Origin of the sequence: Actinokineospora sp. UTMC 2448 (assembly GCF_024760565.1) — a bacterium.
In the GTDB taxonomy this organism is placed as follows: domain Bacteria; phylum Actinomycetota; class Actinomycetes; order Mycobacteriales; family Pseudonocardiaceae; genus Actinokineospora; species Actinokineospora fastidiosa.
The window spans coordinates 6,608,256-6,624,404 of record NZ_CP031087.1 but is presented as its reverse complement, the minus strand read 5'-3'; the positions used below and the strand labels follow the sequence as shown (position 1 = coordinate 6,624,404).

General features: G+C 73.5%; 17 protein-coding genes. 10 read left to right on the top strand and 7 right to left on the bottom strand.

The genetic code is table 11. The features are described 5' to 3' along the window. The first annotated feature begins 54 nt into the window (after positions 1 to 54). Both Actkin_RS30615 and Actkin_RS30610 read left to right on the top strand, forming a co-directional pair. Complete coding sequence (locus tag Actkin_RS30615; RefSeq protein WP_396123014.1) at positions 55 to 1,176, top strand: CapA family protein; 1,122 nt, start codon at positions 55 to 57, stop codon at positions 1,174 to 1,176. An 89-nt stretch (positions 1,177 to 1,265) separates the two neighbouring features. Beyond that, the gene (locus tag Actkin_RS30610; RefSeq protein WP_258905158.1) at positions 1,266 to 3,494 is read left to right on the top strand and encodes a HelD family protein; all 2,229 of its coding nucleotides are present in this window, start codon (positions 1,266 to 1,268) and stop codon (positions 3,492 to 3,494) included. Here the strand turns inward: Actkin_RS30610 and Actkin_RS30605 are convergent. Then, complete coding sequence (locus tag Actkin_RS30605) at positions 3,472 to 3,933, bottom strand: carboxypeptidase regulatory-like domain-containing protein (protein WP_189210101.1); 462 nt, start codon at positions 3,931 to 3,933, stop codon at positions 3,472 to 3,474. The genes Actkin_RS30610 and Actkin_RS30605 overlap by 23 nt on opposite strands. Positions 3,934 to 3,941: 8 nt before the next feature. Further along, positions 3,942 to 4,547, bottom strand: coding sequence for an RNA polymerase sigma factor (locus Actkin_RS30600; RefSeq protein WP_258905157.1), 606 nt, complete (start codon positions 4,545 to 4,547; stop codon positions 3,942 to 3,944). Positions 4,548 to 4,876: 329 nt separating this feature from the next. Here Actkin_RS30600 and Actkin_RS30595 point away from each other — a divergent pair, with 329 nt between their 5' ends. The 4 genes from Actkin_RS30595 (at position 4,877) to Actkin_RS30580 (ending at position 8,661) form a co-directional block, all read left to right on the top strand. Beyond that, positions 4,877 to 5,443 (top strand): YbaK/EbsC family protein, encoded by a 567-nt coding sequence (locus Actkin_RS30595; RefSeq protein WP_258905156.1) that lies wholly within the window; start codon positions 4,877 to 4,879, stop codon positions 5,441 to 5,443. Positions 5,444 to 5,454: 11 nt separating this feature from the next. Continuing rightward, a complete protein-coding gene (locus tag Actkin_RS30590; protein WP_258905155.1) occupies positions 5,455 to 6,183 on the top strand; it encodes a maleylpyruvate isomerase N-terminal domain-containing protein in 729 nt (242 codons plus the stop codon). A 25-nt stretch (positions 6,184 to 6,208) separates the two neighbouring features. After that, a complete protein-coding gene (gene purU / locus Actkin_RS30585) occupies positions 6,209 to 7,081 on the top strand; it encodes a formyltetrahydrofolate deformylase (protein ID WP_189209354.1) in 873 nt (290 codons plus the stop codon). A 413-nt stretch (positions 7,082 to 7,494) separates the two neighbouring features. Continuing rightward, positions 7,495 to 8,661: an acyl-CoA dehydrogenase family protein gene (locus Actkin_RS30580; RefSeq protein WP_258905154.1), complete on the top strand. Its 1,167-nt coding sequence runs from the start codon at positions 7,495 to 7,497 to the stop codon at positions 8,659 to 8,661. Here Actkin_RS30580 and Actkin_RS30575 read toward each other — a convergent pair. Then, the gene (locus Actkin_RS30575; RefSeq protein WP_189209356.1) at positions 8,610 to 9,053 is read right to left on the bottom strand and encodes an SRPBCC family protein; all 444 of its coding nucleotides are present in this window, start codon (positions 9,051 to 9,053) and stop codon (positions 8,610 to 8,612) included. The genes Actkin_RS30580 and Actkin_RS30575 overlap by 52 nt on opposite strands. A 40-nt stretch (positions 9,054 to 9,093) precedes the next feature. On the opposite strand from Actkin_RS30575, the gene Actkin_RS30570 reads away from it, so the two are divergent. Beyond that, positions 9,094 to 10,212, top strand: coding sequence for an LOG family protein (locus Actkin_RS30570; protein ID WP_258905153.1), 1,119 nt, complete (start codon positions 9,094 to 9,096; stop codon positions 10,210 to 10,212). Here the strand turns inward: Actkin_RS30570 and Actkin_RS30565 are convergent. Genes Actkin_RS30565 through Actkin_RS30555 form a run of 3 tightly spaced genes read right to left on the bottom strand, consistent with a single transcriptional unit; the run spans position 10,201 to position 12,249 of the window. Further along, positions 10,201 to 10,905 carry a response regulator gene (locus tag Actkin_RS30565; RefSeq protein WP_258905152.1) on the bottom strand — a complete coding sequence of 235 codons (705 nt, stop codon included), beginning with the start codon at positions 10,903 to 10,905 and terminating at the stop codon, positions 10,201 to 10,203. The genes Actkin_RS30570 and Actkin_RS30565 overlap by 12 nt on opposite strands. 55 nt (positions 10,906 to 10,960) lie before the next feature. After that, the gene (locus tag Actkin_RS30560) at positions 10,961 to 11,761 is read right to left on the bottom strand and encodes a class I SAM-dependent methyltransferase (RefSeq protein WP_258905151.1); all 801 of its coding nucleotides are present in this window, start codon (positions 11,759 to 11,761) and stop codon (positions 10,961 to 10,963) included. Positions 11,762 to 11,763: 2 nt separating this feature from the next. After that, a complete protein-coding gene (locus Actkin_RS30555) occupies positions 11,764 to 12,249 on the bottom strand; it encodes a DUF2505 domain-containing protein (protein ID WP_189209358.1) in 486 nt (161 codons plus the stop codon). A 25-nt stretch (positions 12,250 to 12,274) separates the two neighbouring features. On the opposite strand from Actkin_RS30555, the gene Actkin_RS30550 reads away from it, so the two are divergent. Beyond that, positions 12,275 to 13,366 carry a UDP-N-acetylmuramate dehydrogenase gene (locus Actkin_RS30550; RefSeq protein ID WP_258905150.1) on the top strand — a complete coding sequence of 364 codons (1,092 nt, stop codon included), beginning with the start codon at positions 12,275 to 12,277 and terminating at the stop codon, positions 13,364 to 13,366. On the opposite strand, the gene Actkin_RS30545 is transcribed toward Actkin_RS30550, so the two are convergent. Next, on the bottom strand, positions 13,363 to 14,094 hold the full coding sequence (locus Actkin_RS30545; protein ID WP_258905149.1) for an SDR family NAD(P)-dependent oxidoreductase: 732 nt from the start codon (positions 14,092 to 14,094) through the stop codon (positions 13,363 to 13,365). The two genes, Actkin_RS30550 and Actkin_RS30545, sit on opposite strands and share 4 nt — an antisense overlap. Positions 14,095 to 14,165: 71 nt before the next feature. Here Actkin_RS30545 and Actkin_RS30540 point away from each other — a divergent pair, with 71 nt between their 5' ends. Further along, a complete protein-coding gene (locus Actkin_RS30540) occupies positions 14,166 to 15,320 on the top strand; it encodes a L,D-transpeptidase (RefSeq protein WP_258905148.1) in 1,155 nt (384 codons plus the stop codon). Positions 15,321 to 15,729: 409 nt separating this feature from the next. Beyond that, entirely contained in the window at positions 15,730 to 16,143 is a 414-nt protein-coding gene (locus tag Actkin_RS30535; RefSeq protein ID WP_189209361.1) for a hypothetical protein, read from the top strand. The last annotated feature ends 6 nt before the right edge of the window (positions 16,144 to 16,149 follow it).

Sequence of the window (16,149 nt, the reverse complement as noted above, 5' to 3'; positions counted from 1 at the left end):
CGGGTGGGCCGGGCGCGTGATCGGGGTGGGTAGGGTGCGCGGGTGCGTCGGTCTCTGGGGATTGCTGTTGTCGCTGTCGTCGCGGGTGGGTGTGCCGCGACGACGACACCGGGGGTGCCGACCGGGGTCGGGGCGACCACGCCGCCTGCCGCCCCGCCGCCGACCACCACCCAGCAGGCCCCCGACGGGTTCACCATCGTCGCGGGCGGGGACGTGCTCATCCACCCCGCGCTCACCGAGCAGGCCGAGGCCGATGGGAACGGGACGCGGGACTACGGGCCGCTCTTCGCGGGGATCGCGCCCGTGGTGAGCGCGGCGGACCTCGCCGTCTGCCACCTCGAGGTGCCGCTCGCCGGGCCGGACGGGCCGTTCCAGGGGTACCCGCGGTTCAACGCGCCGCCCGAGGTGGCCGATGGGCTGGCGCAGACCGGGTACGACGTCTGCACCACGGCCTCCAACCACACCATGGACCACGGGGCCGAAGGCGCCGTCAGCACCCTCGACGTGCTCGATGGCGCGGGCATCAAGCACACCGGGTCCGCGCGGTCGGCCGAGGAGGCGGGCACGCCCCTCATCCTCGACGTGCCCGGGGCCAAGGTCGGCTGGCTGTCCTACACCTTCGCCTTCAACAGCGGCACCGAGGTCCCCGCGGACTCCCCCTGGATGGCGAACGTGCTCGACGCCGACACCGTCATCGCCGACGCCGAGGCCGCGCGCGAGGCCGGGGCCGACGTCGTCGTCGCCAGCCTGCACTGGGGCGTCGAGGGCAAGCACGACCCCACCGCCGAGCAGCGCCGCCTCGCCGAGGAGATCCTCGGCGACCCCGCCGTCGACCTGATCATCGGGCACCACGCGCACGTCGTGCAGCCGTTCGAGGCGTTCGACGGCAAGTGGGTGGCCTACGGGCTGGGCAACCAGGTCGCCCGGCACGCGGAGCCCAAGGGGACGACGGAGGAGGGCGCGCTCGCCCGCTTCCGGTTCACCAAGGGCCCGGACGGCTGGGCCGTCAGCACCGCCGAGTACATCCCGACGCTGGTCGACCTCGGTCCGCCCATCCGCCTGCTCGACCTCACCGGCGCCGAGGGCGCGCGCGCCGAGCAGGCGATCGGCCGCACCGAGGAGATCGTCACCCGGCTCGGCGCGGACGCCGACGGGCTCACCCGACCTGGCGCGTGAGGAATTCCGCACGTATATTCGCTAGGTCATAGAAAAAGGCCGCAACAATGGCGGCCGAATGGCGTCATTATATCGTCGTTGGAGGGCGGTTGTCAAACGAGATCGACGCCGAGCAGGAATACCTCACCCTGCTCTACGCGCACCTCGACCACCTTCGGACCGAGACCGACACCCGCCTCGCCGCCGCGTTGCGCGAGGTCAGCAGCCTGCCGCAGGCCATGTCGCTGCGGGATGCCACCATCGCGCAGCTCAGTTCCCAGCGCGCCCAGTACGACGCTGTCGAGAACGGGTTGTGTTTCGGCAGGATCGATTTCACCGACGACACCACGACCTACATCGGCCGAATCGGGCTTTTCGACCGCGACGACGACTACGAGCCGCTGCAACTGGATTGGCGCGCGCCCGCCGCCCGCCCGTTCTACCTCGCCACGGCCGCCGCGCCGCAGGGCGTGCGCAGGCGCCGCCACATCCGCACGAGCATGCGCAAGGTCACCGCCGTCGATGACGAGCACCTCGACCTCCGCGACCCCGGGCACGGCGACACCGTCACCGGCGAGACCGCGCTGCTGGCCGCGCTCAACGAGACCCGCCACGGCGTCATGCGCGACATCGTCGAGACGATCCAGGCCGAGCAGGACGAGATCATCCGCGCGGGCCTCAACGGCGTCCTCGTCGTCCAGGGCGGGCCGGGCACCGGCAAGACCGCCGTGGCCCTGCACCGCGCCGCCTACCTGCTCTACACCCACCGCGAGCTGCTGGCCCGACGCGGCGTGCTGATCGTCGGCCCGAACGCGACCTTCCTCAAGTACATCGGCCAGGTCCTGCCCTCCCTCGGCGAGACCGGCGTGCTGCTGCGGACCGTCGGCGACCTGTTCCCCGGCGTCCGGGCCACCCGCGCGGAGAGCCAGGCGGCCGCCGAGGTCAAGGGCCGCCTCAGCATGGTCGACGTGCTGCGCCGCGCGGTCGCCGACCGGCAGGTCGTGCCCGACGAGCCGATCACGCTGGTGGTCGAACGCGTCGAGATGACCCTGCACCCGCGCGAGGTCGCCGAGGCCCGCGCCCGCGCCCGCCGGTCAGGGCGGCTGCACAACCACGCCCGGGAGGTCTTCGCCCGCGAGATCGTCGACGCGCTCGCCAGGCAGGAGGCGGACCGCCTCGGCGCGGAGTTCCTCGACGCCGCCGACCTCGCCGACATCCGCCGCGAGCTGGCCGCCGACGACGAGGTCGTGGCCACCATCGACGACCTGTGGCCGGAACTCACCCCGCAGCGGCTCCTGGAGGACCTCTACGCCGACGAGGACCGCCTGGCCACCGCCATGCCCGAGCACCCGGACGCCGAGCGCGCGCTGCTGCGCCGCGACCCCGGCGGCTGGACGCCCGCCGACGCCCCGCTGCTCGACGAGGCCGCCGAACTCCTCGGCGTCGACGACCGCGAGGAGCGCGCCCGCGAGGCGCAGCGCAGGCGCGACGCCGAGCACTACGCCCAGGGCGTGCTCGACATCCTGCAGCTGGAGGACGAGGCCGACCCGGACATCCTGCTGGCCTACGACCTCATCGACGCCCGCGAGCTCGCCGAGCGCCAGGAGGACGCCGACCACCGCACCGCGGCCGAGCGCGCCGCGGCCGACCGCGACTGGACGTTCGGCCACGTGATCGTCGACGAGGCCCAGGAGCTGTCCGCGATGGCATGGCGGGTGCTCATGCGCCGCTGCCCGTCGCGCTCGATGACCCTGGTCGGCGACGTCGCCCAGACCGGCGCGCTCGCGGGCGCGGACTCCTGGGCCGACGTGCTCGCGCCGTACGTGGAGGACCGGTGGCGGCGCACCGAGCTGACCGTCAACTACCGCACCCCGGCCGAGATCATGGCCGTGGCCGCCGACGTGCTGGCCGAGCTGGGGGCGCCGGTGGAGCCGCCGGAGTCGGTGCGCGAGACCGGCCACGCCCCGTGGGCGCGGCGCACGCCGGACCTGGCCGGGGCCGCTGCCGCCGAGGCCGCGCGCGACGCGCCCGGCTCACTGGCGCTGCTGGTGCCCGAGGAGCGGGTCGCCGAGATCGGCGCCGCGGTGCTGGCCGAGGTGCCCGACGCCGCCGTCGGCGAGCGGCCGGACCTGGAGAGCCGCGTGGTCGTGCTGACCGTGCGGCAGGCGAAGGGCCTGGAGTTCGACTCGGTGCTGCTGGTCGAGCCCGCCGAGATCGTCGCGGAGTCCCCGCGCGGGCTCAACGACCTCTACGTGGCGCTGACCAGGGCGACCCAGCGCCTGGGCGTGCTGCACAGCGCGGACCTGCCGCCCGCGCTCACAGCACTACGGTCGGCGTGACCACCGTGCGGGGGCGGCCGCCGTTCATCCTGATCAGGATCTGCGTGGTGCCGCGCGGCACCTCGGTCAGGACGAAGCGCCCGCCCTCGTCCGCGGTCGTCGAGGACGTCTCGTGGTCGGCCACGCGGACCTCCACGCCGTGCTCACCGGCCGGGACCAGCCAGCCGTCGATGCGGTGGCACTCGCCGGTGCGGGTGACGTTGACCATGACCGTCAGGTCGCCCACGAAGAAGGTGATCGTGCCGGGGCCGCCGCCGCGGACGCCGACCAGCGACCGCTGGTCGAGCCACAGCGCCGCCTCCAGCTCCACCTCGGCATCGATGTCCTCGATGGCGACGGCGAACTGCGCGCGCTCCACCAGCCCGGCGGGCACCGGGTCGAGCTCGTCGACGAGGTAGGCGACCTGGTCGAGCCAGTACTGCTGCTCGGCGGGATCCATGTCGTGTCTCACCTGGCACCATCCCCATCCTCGTACAAGCCCCGCAGCGACTTCAGGCACCGGCCTCGGGTGGGGCCGATGCTGCCGTGCGGCATCCCCAGAGCCGCGGCGACTTCCCGGTATTCGGCGCGGCCCGCCAGCACGGTGAGCCGCAGCAGCATCTGGCAGCGCTCGGGCAGCTTGCGGAACGCGGCCCACAGCTTGTCGTCGCGCTCCCCGCGCAGCAGGAGCGTCTCGGGGAGGGGGTCGCCGCTGGGCAGCTGCTCGGCGTACTCGGGCAGCAGCTCGGTCTGCGCGGCCATCCGCTGCCGGACCCGGTTGGCCTCCCTGCGGGTGGTGGTGATCAGCCAGCCCGCCAGCGCGCGGGGCTCGCTCAGCCGCTCCAGGTGACGCAGCAGCGCCAGCCACACCGACTGCACCACGTCCTCCGCGGTGCCGTGGTCGAGGCCGGTCCCGCGCGCCACGTGCCACACCAGCGGCGTCAGCTCGGCGATGAGCACGTCGAGGGCGCGTTTGTCCCCGTCCCGCGCGGCGATCATGCACGCGGCGTAGCGCTCCGATCCGGCCAGCCCCTCCCAGGGCGGATTCGTCCCTACCGTGTGGAGCTCGGTCACCGCTCCCACCCCTGCTTCCGTGATCCGGGGCCCAGTTCCGTGGTGGCTCTGGCTACATCGCCGCGGGCCGTGGCGGCGCGTCCACGCCACCGCGTGCTCACCCGGACGGATGATGCCGTAGGCCGCCTGTCCCCGTCCGGGACGGTGACGATCACGCGCCCGGCGGCGCGGTCGGCCGACCGCGGCTCGGGGGTCGTGGCACATCGTCGCCTCCACCGTGACGGTACTGTCGCGCTCCGGACAACTCAAAGAGCCGCCACGGGCCGGCTGGATACCTTTGTCGGCGGGCAACTTTGCGTGACCGCCGTCGTGACGACCTGGAGGGCGCCGTGACCTGGACAATCGCGGGCACCTTGACCGTGCTGCCCGCCGCGGACCACCCCGAGCTGCTCGCCGAGCCGGTGGCCAAGGCGCTGACCGCGCTGCCTGCCGACCGGATCGGCGTCGCCGCGATCGACCCCGACCTGGCCGACACCGCGCAGTTCTGCGCCGCCTACGGCTCGCCGCTCGCGGCCTCGGCGAACTGCGTGGTCGTCGCGGGCAGGCGCGGTGGCGAGGAGCGGCTGGCGGCCTGCCTGGTGCTGGCGACCACCCGCGCCGACGTCAACGGGGTCGTCCGGCGCAGGCTGGACGTGCGCAAGGCGTCGTTCGCGCCCATGGACCACGCCGTGGCGCTGACCGGCATGGCCTACGGCGGCATCACCCCGGTCGGGCTGCCGCCGGACTGGCCGCTGCTGGTCGACGCCGCTGTGGCGGCCGCGCCCGAGCTGGTCGTGGGCAGCGGGATCCGGGGCAGCAAGCTGCTCGTCCCCGGCGACGTGCTCGCCGCCCTGCCCGGCGCCGAGGTCGTCGAGGGCCTGGGGAAGCCCGCTGTGGACCGTGATCGGGCCCACTAGGGTCTTCTTCCGTGGACCACGCCGCGTACATAGACCAGATCAGACTGCACTGCGCCGCCATGCGGGCCGCGGCCGAGAAGGCGGGCCCGGACGCACCCGTCCCCACCTGCCCCGACTGGACCGTTCGGGACCTGATCGCCCACGTCGCCGGGCTGCAGGCCTGGCTGGAGGTCTCGCTGCCGCTGCCGCCGGAAGGGCCCGCGCCCGACGAGCCGCGCGTGCCGTCGGACTGGGCCGAGCTGCTGGACTGGTGGGACGAGCGCGTGCGCAACGTCACCGCGGGACTGGCCGCGACGGCCCCGACGACCCGCACCTGGTCGTTCGTCCCCGGCTTCGGCGCCGACGCCGGCTGGTTCGCCCGCAGGCAGGCGCACGAGACGGCGATCCACCGGCTCGACGCCGAGCACGCGGCGGCCGAGACCGTGCCGTCGCTGCTGTTCGACCCCGAGTTCGCCGCCGACGGCATCGCCGAGCTGTTCGAGCTGCTCCCGCCCGCGCCCGCCGACCGGTCCGGCACGATCCTGCTGCACGCCGCCGACGCGGGCCGCGCCTGGCTGGTGACGCTGTCGGAGACCGAGCCGCTGCGGGTCGACGACACCCCGGCCGAGCCCGACGCGCTCTACGCCGACGCGCGGGTCGTCGGCACGGCCGACGCGGTGTACCGGGAGGTGTGGGGACGGCCGGGGCACGCCGTGGTCAGCGGCGACTCCGCGCTGGTCACTACGCTCAAGTCGTTCTGACCGCGAGAGCTGGGAGAGTCCGCCGGTGTCGACCAACGAGCGCCGCTACGTGATCCGCCTCGGCTGCCCCGACCGCACGGGGATCGTGGCCGAGATCGCGGGGTTCCTCAGCGCGGCGGGCGGCTGGATCGTCGAGGCGGACTACCACTCCGACCCGGACACCAACTGGTTCTTCACCCGCCAGGTGGTGCGCGCGGACTCCCTGCCCTTCGGCGCCGAGGAGCTGCGCGCCCGCTTCGTCGACGTCGCCCGGCGCCTCGGCGGCCGGGTCGAGTGGGACATCACCGACACCGGGCAGCCGCAGCGGGTGGTCATCCTGGTGACCCGGGAGGGCCACTGCCTCTACGACCTGCTGGGCCGGGTGCACAGCGGCGAGCTGGAGGTCGAGGTCAAGGCGGTCATCGGCAACCACGCCGACCTCGCCTCGATCACCCGCGCGCACGGCATCCCGTTCCACCACGTGCCCTTCCCCATCGACGAGGAGGGCAAGGCTGCCGCGTTCGCCCAGCTGCGCCAGCTGGTCGACGCCGCGCACCCGGACGCCATCGTGCTGGCCCGGTTCATGCAGGTGCTGCCCGCCGAGCTGTGCGCGGAGTGGGCGGGCCGGGCGCTCAACATCCACCACAGCTTCCTGCCGTCGTTCGTGGGCGCGCGGCCGTACCACCAGGCGCACAAGCGCGGGGTGAAGCTGATCGGCGCGACCTGCCACTACGTCACCGCGGAGCTGGACGCGGGCCCGATCGTGGAGCAGGACGTGATCCGCGTCGACCACACCGACTCGGTGGCCGACATGGTGCGCAAGGGCCGCGACATCGAGAAGGTCGTGCTCGCCCGCGGCCTGCGCTGGCACCTGGAGCGGCGCGTGCTCGTGCACGGGAACAAGACCGTCGTCTTTTAATTCGATTGCCCGGGAAAGGCATTCCCGGGCATCCTCATGCCCGTGAGAAACACCGACCCCCGCACTTCGACAATGCAGGCCGTCGCGCCCGCCCGCCCGGCGCGGGAGGACCGCGAGTGGTCATGCGCGCAGGCCAACACGGTCAGCGTGGGGTGATCCGGCCCGCCGGGTCCCGATCGACCCGTTGCCGTCAAGGCAATTAATTTCTCCTTCACGACCACCAATCCCGGTAATTCCCGGGTCTGCCCGGCCGGTCCGGTCGCCGCCTGTGTCGCGGTGGCCGGATCGGCCATTTCCGCATTTCCTGCCGCACCGGTCGTTTCGGGTGAACTGTGTCCACGGTCACCCCGCCTAGGAGCGCGCTGTGGCAGGGTCGACACGAAGTGTGAATTGCGGCGGGAGGAGTTCACGCGATGGAGGCGACGCTGGAGCGCGCGGAGCTGGTCGACCGCGCCGCCGAGCTGGTGCCGCTGCTGAGGGCCAACGCGCCGAGGGCCGCGCGCGAGCGCAGGCCGCCCCGGGAGAACCTGGAGGCGCTGCGCGACGCCGGGCTGCTGCACCTGCTGCGCCCGGCGCGGTTCGGCGGCCACGAGGCGGACATGCGCACCAAGGACGCGGTCGTCGCCGAGATCGCCAGGGGCTGCGGGTCCACGGCGTGGGTGGCGCTGATCTACAACGACGCCGACTACCTGCTGGCCCGCTTCCCCGACGAACTGCAGGAGCTGGTGTTCGCCGACCCCGACACCCGGGCGACCGCGACCCTGATCCCCAAGGGGCGCGCCGAGCGCCGCGGCGACGGGTACGTCGTCAGCGGCCGGTGGCCGTTCAACACCGGCTGCATGGACGCCGAGTGGGTCATGCAGCCCACCTTCTGCGACGGCGTGCCGGTCCAGGTGCTCCTGCCGTACTCCGACGTCGTCATCGAGGACGACTGGATGGTCAGCGGGATGAGCGGCACGGCGAGCAACACCGTGCGCGCCGACGAGGTGTTCGTGCCCGAGGACCGGGTCGTCCGGCAGGTCGACGTCGTCGGCGAGACCCACCTCAGCGACCGCAACGCGGACACCCCGCTCTACCGGATCCCGCTGATCCTCGAACTGCTCACCGGCGGCCCCGCGCCCTTCACCGGCATGTCCGCGACCGCCGTCGAGTTGTCCCTGGCGCAGTTAGCCGAGGAGCGGCCGATCGCCTACACCGGCTACGCCGCCCGGCGCGACGCCGCCATCACCCACCACCAGATGGCCGAGGCGAGCCTGCTGATCGAGTCGGCGGGCCACCACGCCGCGTCGGCAGCGGGGCTGGTCGACGCCAGGATCGCCGACGGCGAGCCGTTCCGGCCGGAGGACAAGGCGCGGGTGTGGGGGTTGGTGTCGTACGCGACCAAGCTGCACGCGCAGGCCGCCGAGATCCTGCGCGCCGCCGCGGGCGCCGGGTGCATCCGCGTGGACTCGCCGCTGAACCTGGTCCTGCGCGACATCCAGGCGCTGGCCGCGCACGCGGCGATGATGCCCGCCACGGGCATCGAGCACTACGGGCGGTCGCTGTGCGGGCTGCCGCCCGCCACGCCGCTGCTGGCCTGAGCCAGGTTCGCCAGGAGGTCGGCGAGGACGAGCCGCAGCCGGGCCGGGGCGGTGACCCGCTGGAGCAGCCCGAGCGGGCCGTTGGCGCCGTCGCGGGCGAGGGAGAGGCGCACGCTGGTGGTGTCGCCCGTGCCGTCGACGGTCCAGGTGAACACCAGGCTGGAGTGCCGGTCCGCCTCGACGACGGTGTCCGCGCGCGGCGTGCTGACCTCGAACTCGCACCGCTGTCCCTGGAACACGCACGCCACCGTCGGGCCGGGACGCACTTCGTAGTCGGCGAAGTCGGGGGTGAGGATGCGGCGGCGCACGCCCGCGTAGTCGGTCACCGCGGCCCGCACGCGCGCGACCGGCAGCGGGATCAGGCGTTCTGCGAAGGCGTGGATCTGGTTCATCGGCGCTTCCCGGTCGGCTCGGCGGCCTAGGCTACCCGCCGTGCGTGCCGAATATGCCGATCTCGATGCCCTGCGGACCCAGCGCGACCGGGGCGGCGACCTGCGCGGCGCCGTGCTCATCGGCCTCGACCTGACCGACCCCGATGACGACCGCCTGCTGCGGACGGCCCTGGACGGGGCGCTGCTGCTGGGCTGCGCGCTCACCCCGGAGACCACCCGGCGGGCGCAGGCGGGCGGCGCGCTGATCTTCCCGGTCGTGCCCGATCTGCCGTACGAGGTCTACCGCGCCCGGCTCTACACCCCCGCCGAACTGTTCGCGGGCTTCGACCCCGCCCGCCCGGAGTCCTATGCGGACACCCCGGACGCGCGGATCTACCGGCACACCAGGGAACAGGCGCTCGACCCGCTGCACGCGCTCGCAGAACGCCTGCACGACCACAGCATCACCACGGCGCTGGCCGACGTGCTCACCGGCCACCCGGTCGCGGTCATGGGCGGGCACGCCCTGGTCCGCGACACCCCCGGCTACCGCGAGGCGGTGGAGCTCGGGCGCGCGCTCGGCCGGGCCGGGTTCACCGTGCTGACCGGCGGCGGGCCGGGCGCGATGGAGGCCGTGCCGCTGGGCGTGCGGCTGGCCGAGGCCGACCCGGGGCCCGCGCTCGCGGCGCTCTCGGCCGCGCCGCGGTTCGCGGGCGGCGCGGGCCCGGCCGGGGACACCTCCGTCGAGATCGGACAGTGGCTGGCCGCCGGGCTCGCCGTCGAGCTGCCCGTCGCGGACACCCCGCGCACTATCGGCATCCCGACCTGGTTCTACGGGCACGAGCCGCCGAACCCGTTCTGCGAGCTGCACGCCAAGTACTTCGCCAACTCCGTGCGCGAGGACGGCCTGCTGACCGTGGCCACCGGCGGCATCGTCTACACCCCGGGCAGCGCGGGCACGGTCCAGGAGGTCTTCCAGGACTACACCCAGAACCACTACGGCGTGCCCGCCCCGATGATCTTCCTCGGCAGCCGGTTCTGGACGCGGGACGTGCCCGCCGCGCCGCTGGTGCGCGGCCTGGCCGAGGGCCGGGCCGCCGAGAAGTGGATCACCGTCACCGACGACGTCGACGAGGTCGTGGCGGTCCTGGCCGCCTACGCCGACTCGCTAGTCGAGTAGCCCGGCGCGCTGGGCCAGGACGGCGGCGGTGACCCGGTTCGCGCAGCCGGTCGCGGCCAGGATCTCCGAGACGTACCCGCGCACGGTCGACTCCGACAGCCGCAGGTCCTCGGCGATCTCGGCGTTGCTGCGCCCCGCGCCGATCAGCCGCAGCACGTCCCGCAGCCGGTTGGACAGCCGGGCGACCTCGGCCGCCGCGCCCAACCGGTCGAGGTGGTGCGTGGCGAGGTGGCCCATCAGCTCACGGGTGAGCGAGGGGTCCAGCACCGAGCCGCCCCGGCTGGCGACCCGCACGGCGCGGACGAGCTCGTCGGGATCGGTGTGCTTGAGCAGGAAGCCGGTCGCGCCCAGGTTGAGCGCGGTGGCCACCGCCTCGTCGGCGTGGAACGTGGTCAGCACGACGACGGCGGGCGGGTGCGGCGATCGGCGCAGTTCGCGCAGGGTGTCGATGCCGTCCATGCCGGGCATGCGCAGGTCCAGCAGCAGGACGTTGAGCGACTGCGTGCGCACGAGTTCGAGAGCGCCTGCGCCGTCGGCCGCCTCGGCGACGACCTCGATGTCCGGGGCGCTGGCGAGGATGCGGGACACGAACGCCCGGGCCATGGGCTCGTCGTCGACGACGCCCACCCGGACCGTGGCCACCGGCGGCGCGGTGTCGTCCCCGGCGGGCTCCCTGTCGGTTTGCGTACTCACGGGCCCAATCCGACCGGACCGAACGGCGCAGGACAACCCTCCGAACGTAGGGCGGTCAGACCTCCCAACGTCCGACCTCTGCGGGCGCGACGGTCTCCCACGGCACCGTCAGCTCGCCGAGCCGCCAGCGCTTCCTGGTGTCGAGCACCGGCCAGGACCCGGCGAACTCGGCGACCGCCTCGACCCAGCGAGCGCGCGGCCCGAAGGGCGCGAACGGGGCCGCGTTGTCCCAGCAGGAGTCCAAAGTGGACAACATCGCGTGGACGCGCTCGCCGGGGACGTTGCGGTGGATGAGCGCCTTGGGCAGGCGCTCGGCGAGGTCCGACGGGCGGTCGATGTCGGCGGGCAGGCAGGAGAGGGTGAACGTGCGCGGCCCCTCCTCGGTGAGGCCCACCCAGCAGCAGCGGCGGCCGATCTCGTCGCAGGTGCCCTCCACCAGCAGCCCGCCGGGGGCCAGGCGGCCGACGATCGTCCGCCACGCGTCCAGCGCCTCGGCCTCGGTGTACTGGCGCAGGACGTTGAACGCGCGGACGAGGTCGGGGCGCAGCCCGGCCAGCTCGAACCCGCCTCTGCGGAAGTCCAGTCGGGGCGGGTCGGCGGCGGGCTTGGCCGCGGCGACCCGCTCCGGGTCGATCTCCAGGCCGACGACCCGCGCGGACGGCAGCCGGTGGGCCAGTTCCACGGTGGTGACCGGGGTGGCGCCGTACCCGAGGTCGACCACCAGCGCGTCCGGCCGCAGCGGCAGCGCCGCCAGCCAGCGGTCGACGCGGCGCAGCCGGTTCGGGTTGGTGGTGCCTCGGGTCGGGCAGCCCAGCGCGCGGGCCCGGCCCGCGGCCAGCCGGGGGGTGCGGGCCATCGTCAGCGCGTGGCCAGCCAGTCGGCGGTGAACGCCGTCTCCGCGGCCAGCAGCCTGCCGACCTGCTCGGCGATCACCTTCTCGATCTTGCCGCCGACCAGCGGGATCTTGACCTGCACCCGGCCGTCGGTGCGCCAGGTGCAGCCGGATGCGGTGTCGGTCAGCGTGTAGGCGGCGGTGATCTCGCCGGGGACGCCGGTCACCCGCGCCGTCGTCGTGCCCGCCGCGTCGTCCCAGGTCTCCGTGCGCTCGACCACGAGATCGCCGCGGAAGACCGACTTGGTGAACGAGGGCAGCCGGTCGGCGGGGACCGTCTGCCGCAGCCGGTAGGTGACGGTCCCGCCGCGGACGCCGTGGTCGACCAGCTCCGCCCCCGGCCCGCCGATCTCGGCGAGCCGGTCGCGCAGGTACTCGGTGCTCACCAGCGCGGCGCGCACCCGGGACGCGGGCGCGGCGAGGTCGGCGCGGTGCTCGATGCGGCTGGCCATGTGCGGGAGGTTACCGTTGGTGCCCGTGACCAGCCTTCCCCTCAGGCCCGAGCCGCGCACCGGCGTGCCGCTCAGCGGGTACACGACCCTCCGGCTCGGCGGCCCGGCCGCCGCGTTCGTCGCCGCGGCCACGGCCGACGACGTGGTCGACGCCGTGCGCGCGGTCGACGCGGCGGGCGGCCCGCTGCTGGTCCTCGGCGGCGGCTCCAACCTGGTCGTCGGCGACCTCGGCTTCGCGGGCACGGTGGTGCGCCTGGAACACCGCGGCAGCAAGATCGACACCGCCGAGCCCGGCCGCGTCCGGCTGACCGTCGAGGCGGGCGAGGACTGGGACACCGTCGTGGCGGGCACCGTCGAGGCGGGTCTCGGCGGCCTGGAGTGCCTCTCCGGCATCCCCGGACTCGTCGGCGCGACCCCGGTGCAGAACGTCGGCGCCTACGGCGTCGAGGTGGCGCAGGTCCTGGAGTCGGTGGACGTCTACGACCGCGACTCCGGCGAGGTCCGCACCTACGGCGTGGACGACCTCGGCCTCGGCTACCGGACCAGCGTGCTCAAGGGCAGCGACCGCGCGATCGTGCTGCGCGTCCGCTTCCTGCTCACCGACGACGGGCAGTCCGCCCCGATCCGCTACACCGAACTGGCCAGGGCGCTCGGCGTGCGCCAGGACCAGCGGGTGCCGGTGGCCGCTGCCCGCGCTGCGGTGCTGGAGCTGCGCCGGGGCAAGGGGATGGTCCTGGACGCCGCCGACCACGACACCTGGTCGGCGGGCTCGTTCTTCACCAACCCCATCGTGCCCTCCGCCGACATCGACTCCGTGCTGGCGCGCATCGCCGAGCGGGTCGGGCCGGACGTGACGGTCCCGTGCTACCCGGCGGGCCCGGACGCGGCCAAGCTGTCGGCGGCGTGGCTGATCGAGCGGGCCGGGTTCGCCCGCGGCTACCCGGGTCCGGGCAACCGGGTCGGGCTGTCGTCCAAGCACACCCTGGCGCTGACCAACCGGGGCGGCGCCACGACGGCGGACCTGCTGGCGCTGGCCGCGGAGGTCAGGACCGGGGTGCTGGACGCGTTCGGCGTCGAACTGCACGCCGAGCCCGTGCTGGTGAACTGCTCGATCTAGGCGCGGTGCGCCCGCGTCGCCGACGCCTGGGCGCGCGGCTTCATGACGATCTGGTCCAGGTTCACGTGCGCGGGCCGGGTCACCGCGAAGGCGATGACGTCGGCCACATCGTCGGCCGTCAACGGGTCCAGGCCCTCGTACACCGCCTCGGCGCGCGCGGCGTCGCCGTCGAAGCGGTTGATCGAGAAGTCGGTCTCGACCATGCCCGGCAGCACCTCGGTGAAGCGCACCGGCTGACCGAGGTACTCCCCGCGCAGCGTGCGGTGCAGCGCGGACTGCGCGTGCTTTGCCGCTGTGTAGCCGGAACCGCCGTCGTAGACCTCGTAGGCCGCGATCGACGTGACCGTCACCACATGCCCGTCGCCGGAGGCGATCAGCTTGGGCATCAGCGCCTTCGTCATCCGCAGCGTGCCCAGGACATTCGCGTCGAACATCCATTGCCAGCGCGCCTCGTTGGCGTCGGCGACGCGGTCGAGGCCGCGGGCGCCACCGGCGTTGTTCACCAGGACGTGGCACTCTGGAACCTGATCGGCGAACGCCTCGACCGACGCGGGGTCGGTCACGTCGAGGACGACGGCCCGTCCGCCGATCGCCGAGGCGATCTCGGCCAGCGGTTCGGCCCGCCGGGCGCCCAGCACGACGGCGTAGCCTGCTTCGGCGAGGTGGCGGGCGGTGGCCGCGCCGATCCCGGCGCTCGCCCCGGTCACAACGGCAGTGCGCTTGTTCACAAGGCCGATCCTGCCGCAACCGGCCGCGCGCTCACACGTCTTGCGAAGAGCGACACATATGAGGAGGAACAGTGCCACGACAGACCCTGTTGGGAGCCTTGCTGCTCGCACTGGCGCTGCTGACGGCCTGTACCTCGCAAACCACCGGTGACGCGGTCGCGCCCCAGGCCGACATCCCGCCGGTGGCGAAGATCACCGCGACGCCCGCCGACGCCGCCAAGGACGTCCCGGTCACCGAGCCGGTCAGGATCGCCGTCGCCGAGGGCGCGCTCGACAGCGTCGAGCTGACCAACCCCGATGGCAAGCCCGTCGACGGCGAACTGGCCGAGGACAAGGCGAGCTGGTCGACCACCGAGGTCCTGGGCTACGGCAGGGAATACACCTACACCGCGGCGGCCACCGGCACCGACGGCAAGAAGGTCGAGCTGACCGGCTCCTTCACCACGGTCAAGCCCAAGAGCACCCCGCGCGCCACGATCAACCCGATCGACGACGCCGTGGTGGGCGTGGGGATGCCGATCAGCATCAAGTTCCCCGAGGGACCGGTGAAGGACAAGGCGGCCGTCGAGCGCGCGCTCAAGGTCGAGACGTCGGTCCCGGTGGAGGGGTCCTGGGGGTGGCTGCACGACCAGCAGGTCGACTGGCGGCCCAAGGAGTACTGGCCCGCGCACACCGAGGTGAAGGTCACCGCCAAGCTCTACGGCCTGGCCTACGGCGGCGGCGCGTACGGCAAGTCGGACCTGAGCACCGCGTTCACCATCGGCCGCAACCAGGTCGTCAAGGTCCACACCCCCGACCACCGCATGGACGTCTACCGCGACGGCAAACTGCACGCGAGCTACCCGGCCAGCAACGGCAAGGACCACGACCCGAACCTGAACACGCCCAACGGCACGATGATCGTCATGGCGAAGGAGCCGGTGGGCAACTTCTCCAACCCGCGCTACGGCTACACCGACGTCGAGAAGAAGTGGGCCGTGCGCTTCTCCAACCACGGCGAGTTCATCCACGAGAACGAGGAGAACCGCGCCAACATCGGCAAGCGGAACACCTCGCACGGCTGCGTGAACCTCTTCGAGGCCGACGCCAAGGCCTACTTCGACAGCGCGATCATCGGCGACCCGGTCGAGGTGACCGGCTCCAAGGCCGACATGCCCACGAGTTCGGACGTCAACGACTGGCTGTTCTCGTGGGCGCAGTGGCAGTCGATGTCGGCGCTACGGTGAGCCGCGCCCCGGACGGCACCGGGGCCGACCACGAGCGGGGGAGAACGGCATGACGGCACCGAACGGACCCAACCCGCCGGGCTGGCAGGGCGGACCGCCCCACCAGCCGCCCGCCGGGCAGCACCAGCCACCAGCCGGGCAGCAGCAACCACATCCCACCGGTCCGTATCACCCGGTCGCACCGCAGCAGTCAGCAGGCGGGCCGCACCAGCCCTATCCCGGCGGGCCGCATCAGCAGCCGAATGCCGGACCGCAGCAGCCGCTGGCCGTCGGGCAGCACCAGCCGCCTCCGGGGGCGTATCAGCAGTCGCCTGGCGGGGCGTACCAGTTCGGTCCGCCTCCGCCGCCGGGCGCGGGCGTTCCCGGGGCGCCGCCGCGTCGGCGCAGGACCGGGCTGATCGTCGCCATCGTGGCCGTGGTGCTGGTGGCCGCCGGGGTGGCCGGGTTCCTGATCTTCGGGGAGAAGCCGTCGCCGACGACGCCGCCGCCGACCGTGCCCACCGACACCGCGCGCCCCTCGCCGCGGCCGGACACCACCGAGCCGCCGCTCGGTCCCGACCAGGTGGCCGCCGCGCGCGAGCACGCGGAGAAGTTCGTCGCCGCGATCAACGCCAAGGACGAGGCCGCGGCGACCGCCCTGACCTGCGAGAAGCAGCGCCCGGGCGGGGTCTACCTGACCGCGGTCGAGCACGCCCCGGTGCGGCTGGCCGAGAAGCCGCGCCTGGTGGACGTGGAGCGGGCCGTGTTCGACGTCGAGGTCGAGCCGGGGCGGCTGTTCGCCCTGGAGGTCGTCGGGCCCGAGACCTGGTGCGTCTTCACATGAGGTGTG

Coding starts and splice junctions, on each gene's coding strand:
- Actkin_RS30605 (WP_189210101.1), bottom strand. CDS start 3,933: ATGGATCCCGCCGAGCAGCAGTACTGGCTCGACCAGGTCGCCTACCTC.
- Actkin_RS30580 (WP_258905154.1), top strand. CDS start 7,495: ATGGAGGCGACGCTGGAGCGCGCGGAGCTGGTCGACCGCGCCGCCGAG.
- Actkin_RS30575 (WP_189209356.1), bottom strand. CDS start 9,053: ATGAACCAGATCCACGCCTTCGCAGAACGCCTGATCCCGCTGCCGGTC.
- Actkin_RS30560 (WP_258905151.1), bottom strand. CDS start 11,761: ATGGCCCGCACCCCCCGGCTGGCCGCGGGCCGGGCCCGCGCGCTGGGC.
- Actkin_RS30555 (WP_189209358.1), bottom strand. CDS start 12,249: ATGGCCAGCCGCATCGAGCACCGCGCCGACCTCGCCGCGCCCGCGTCC.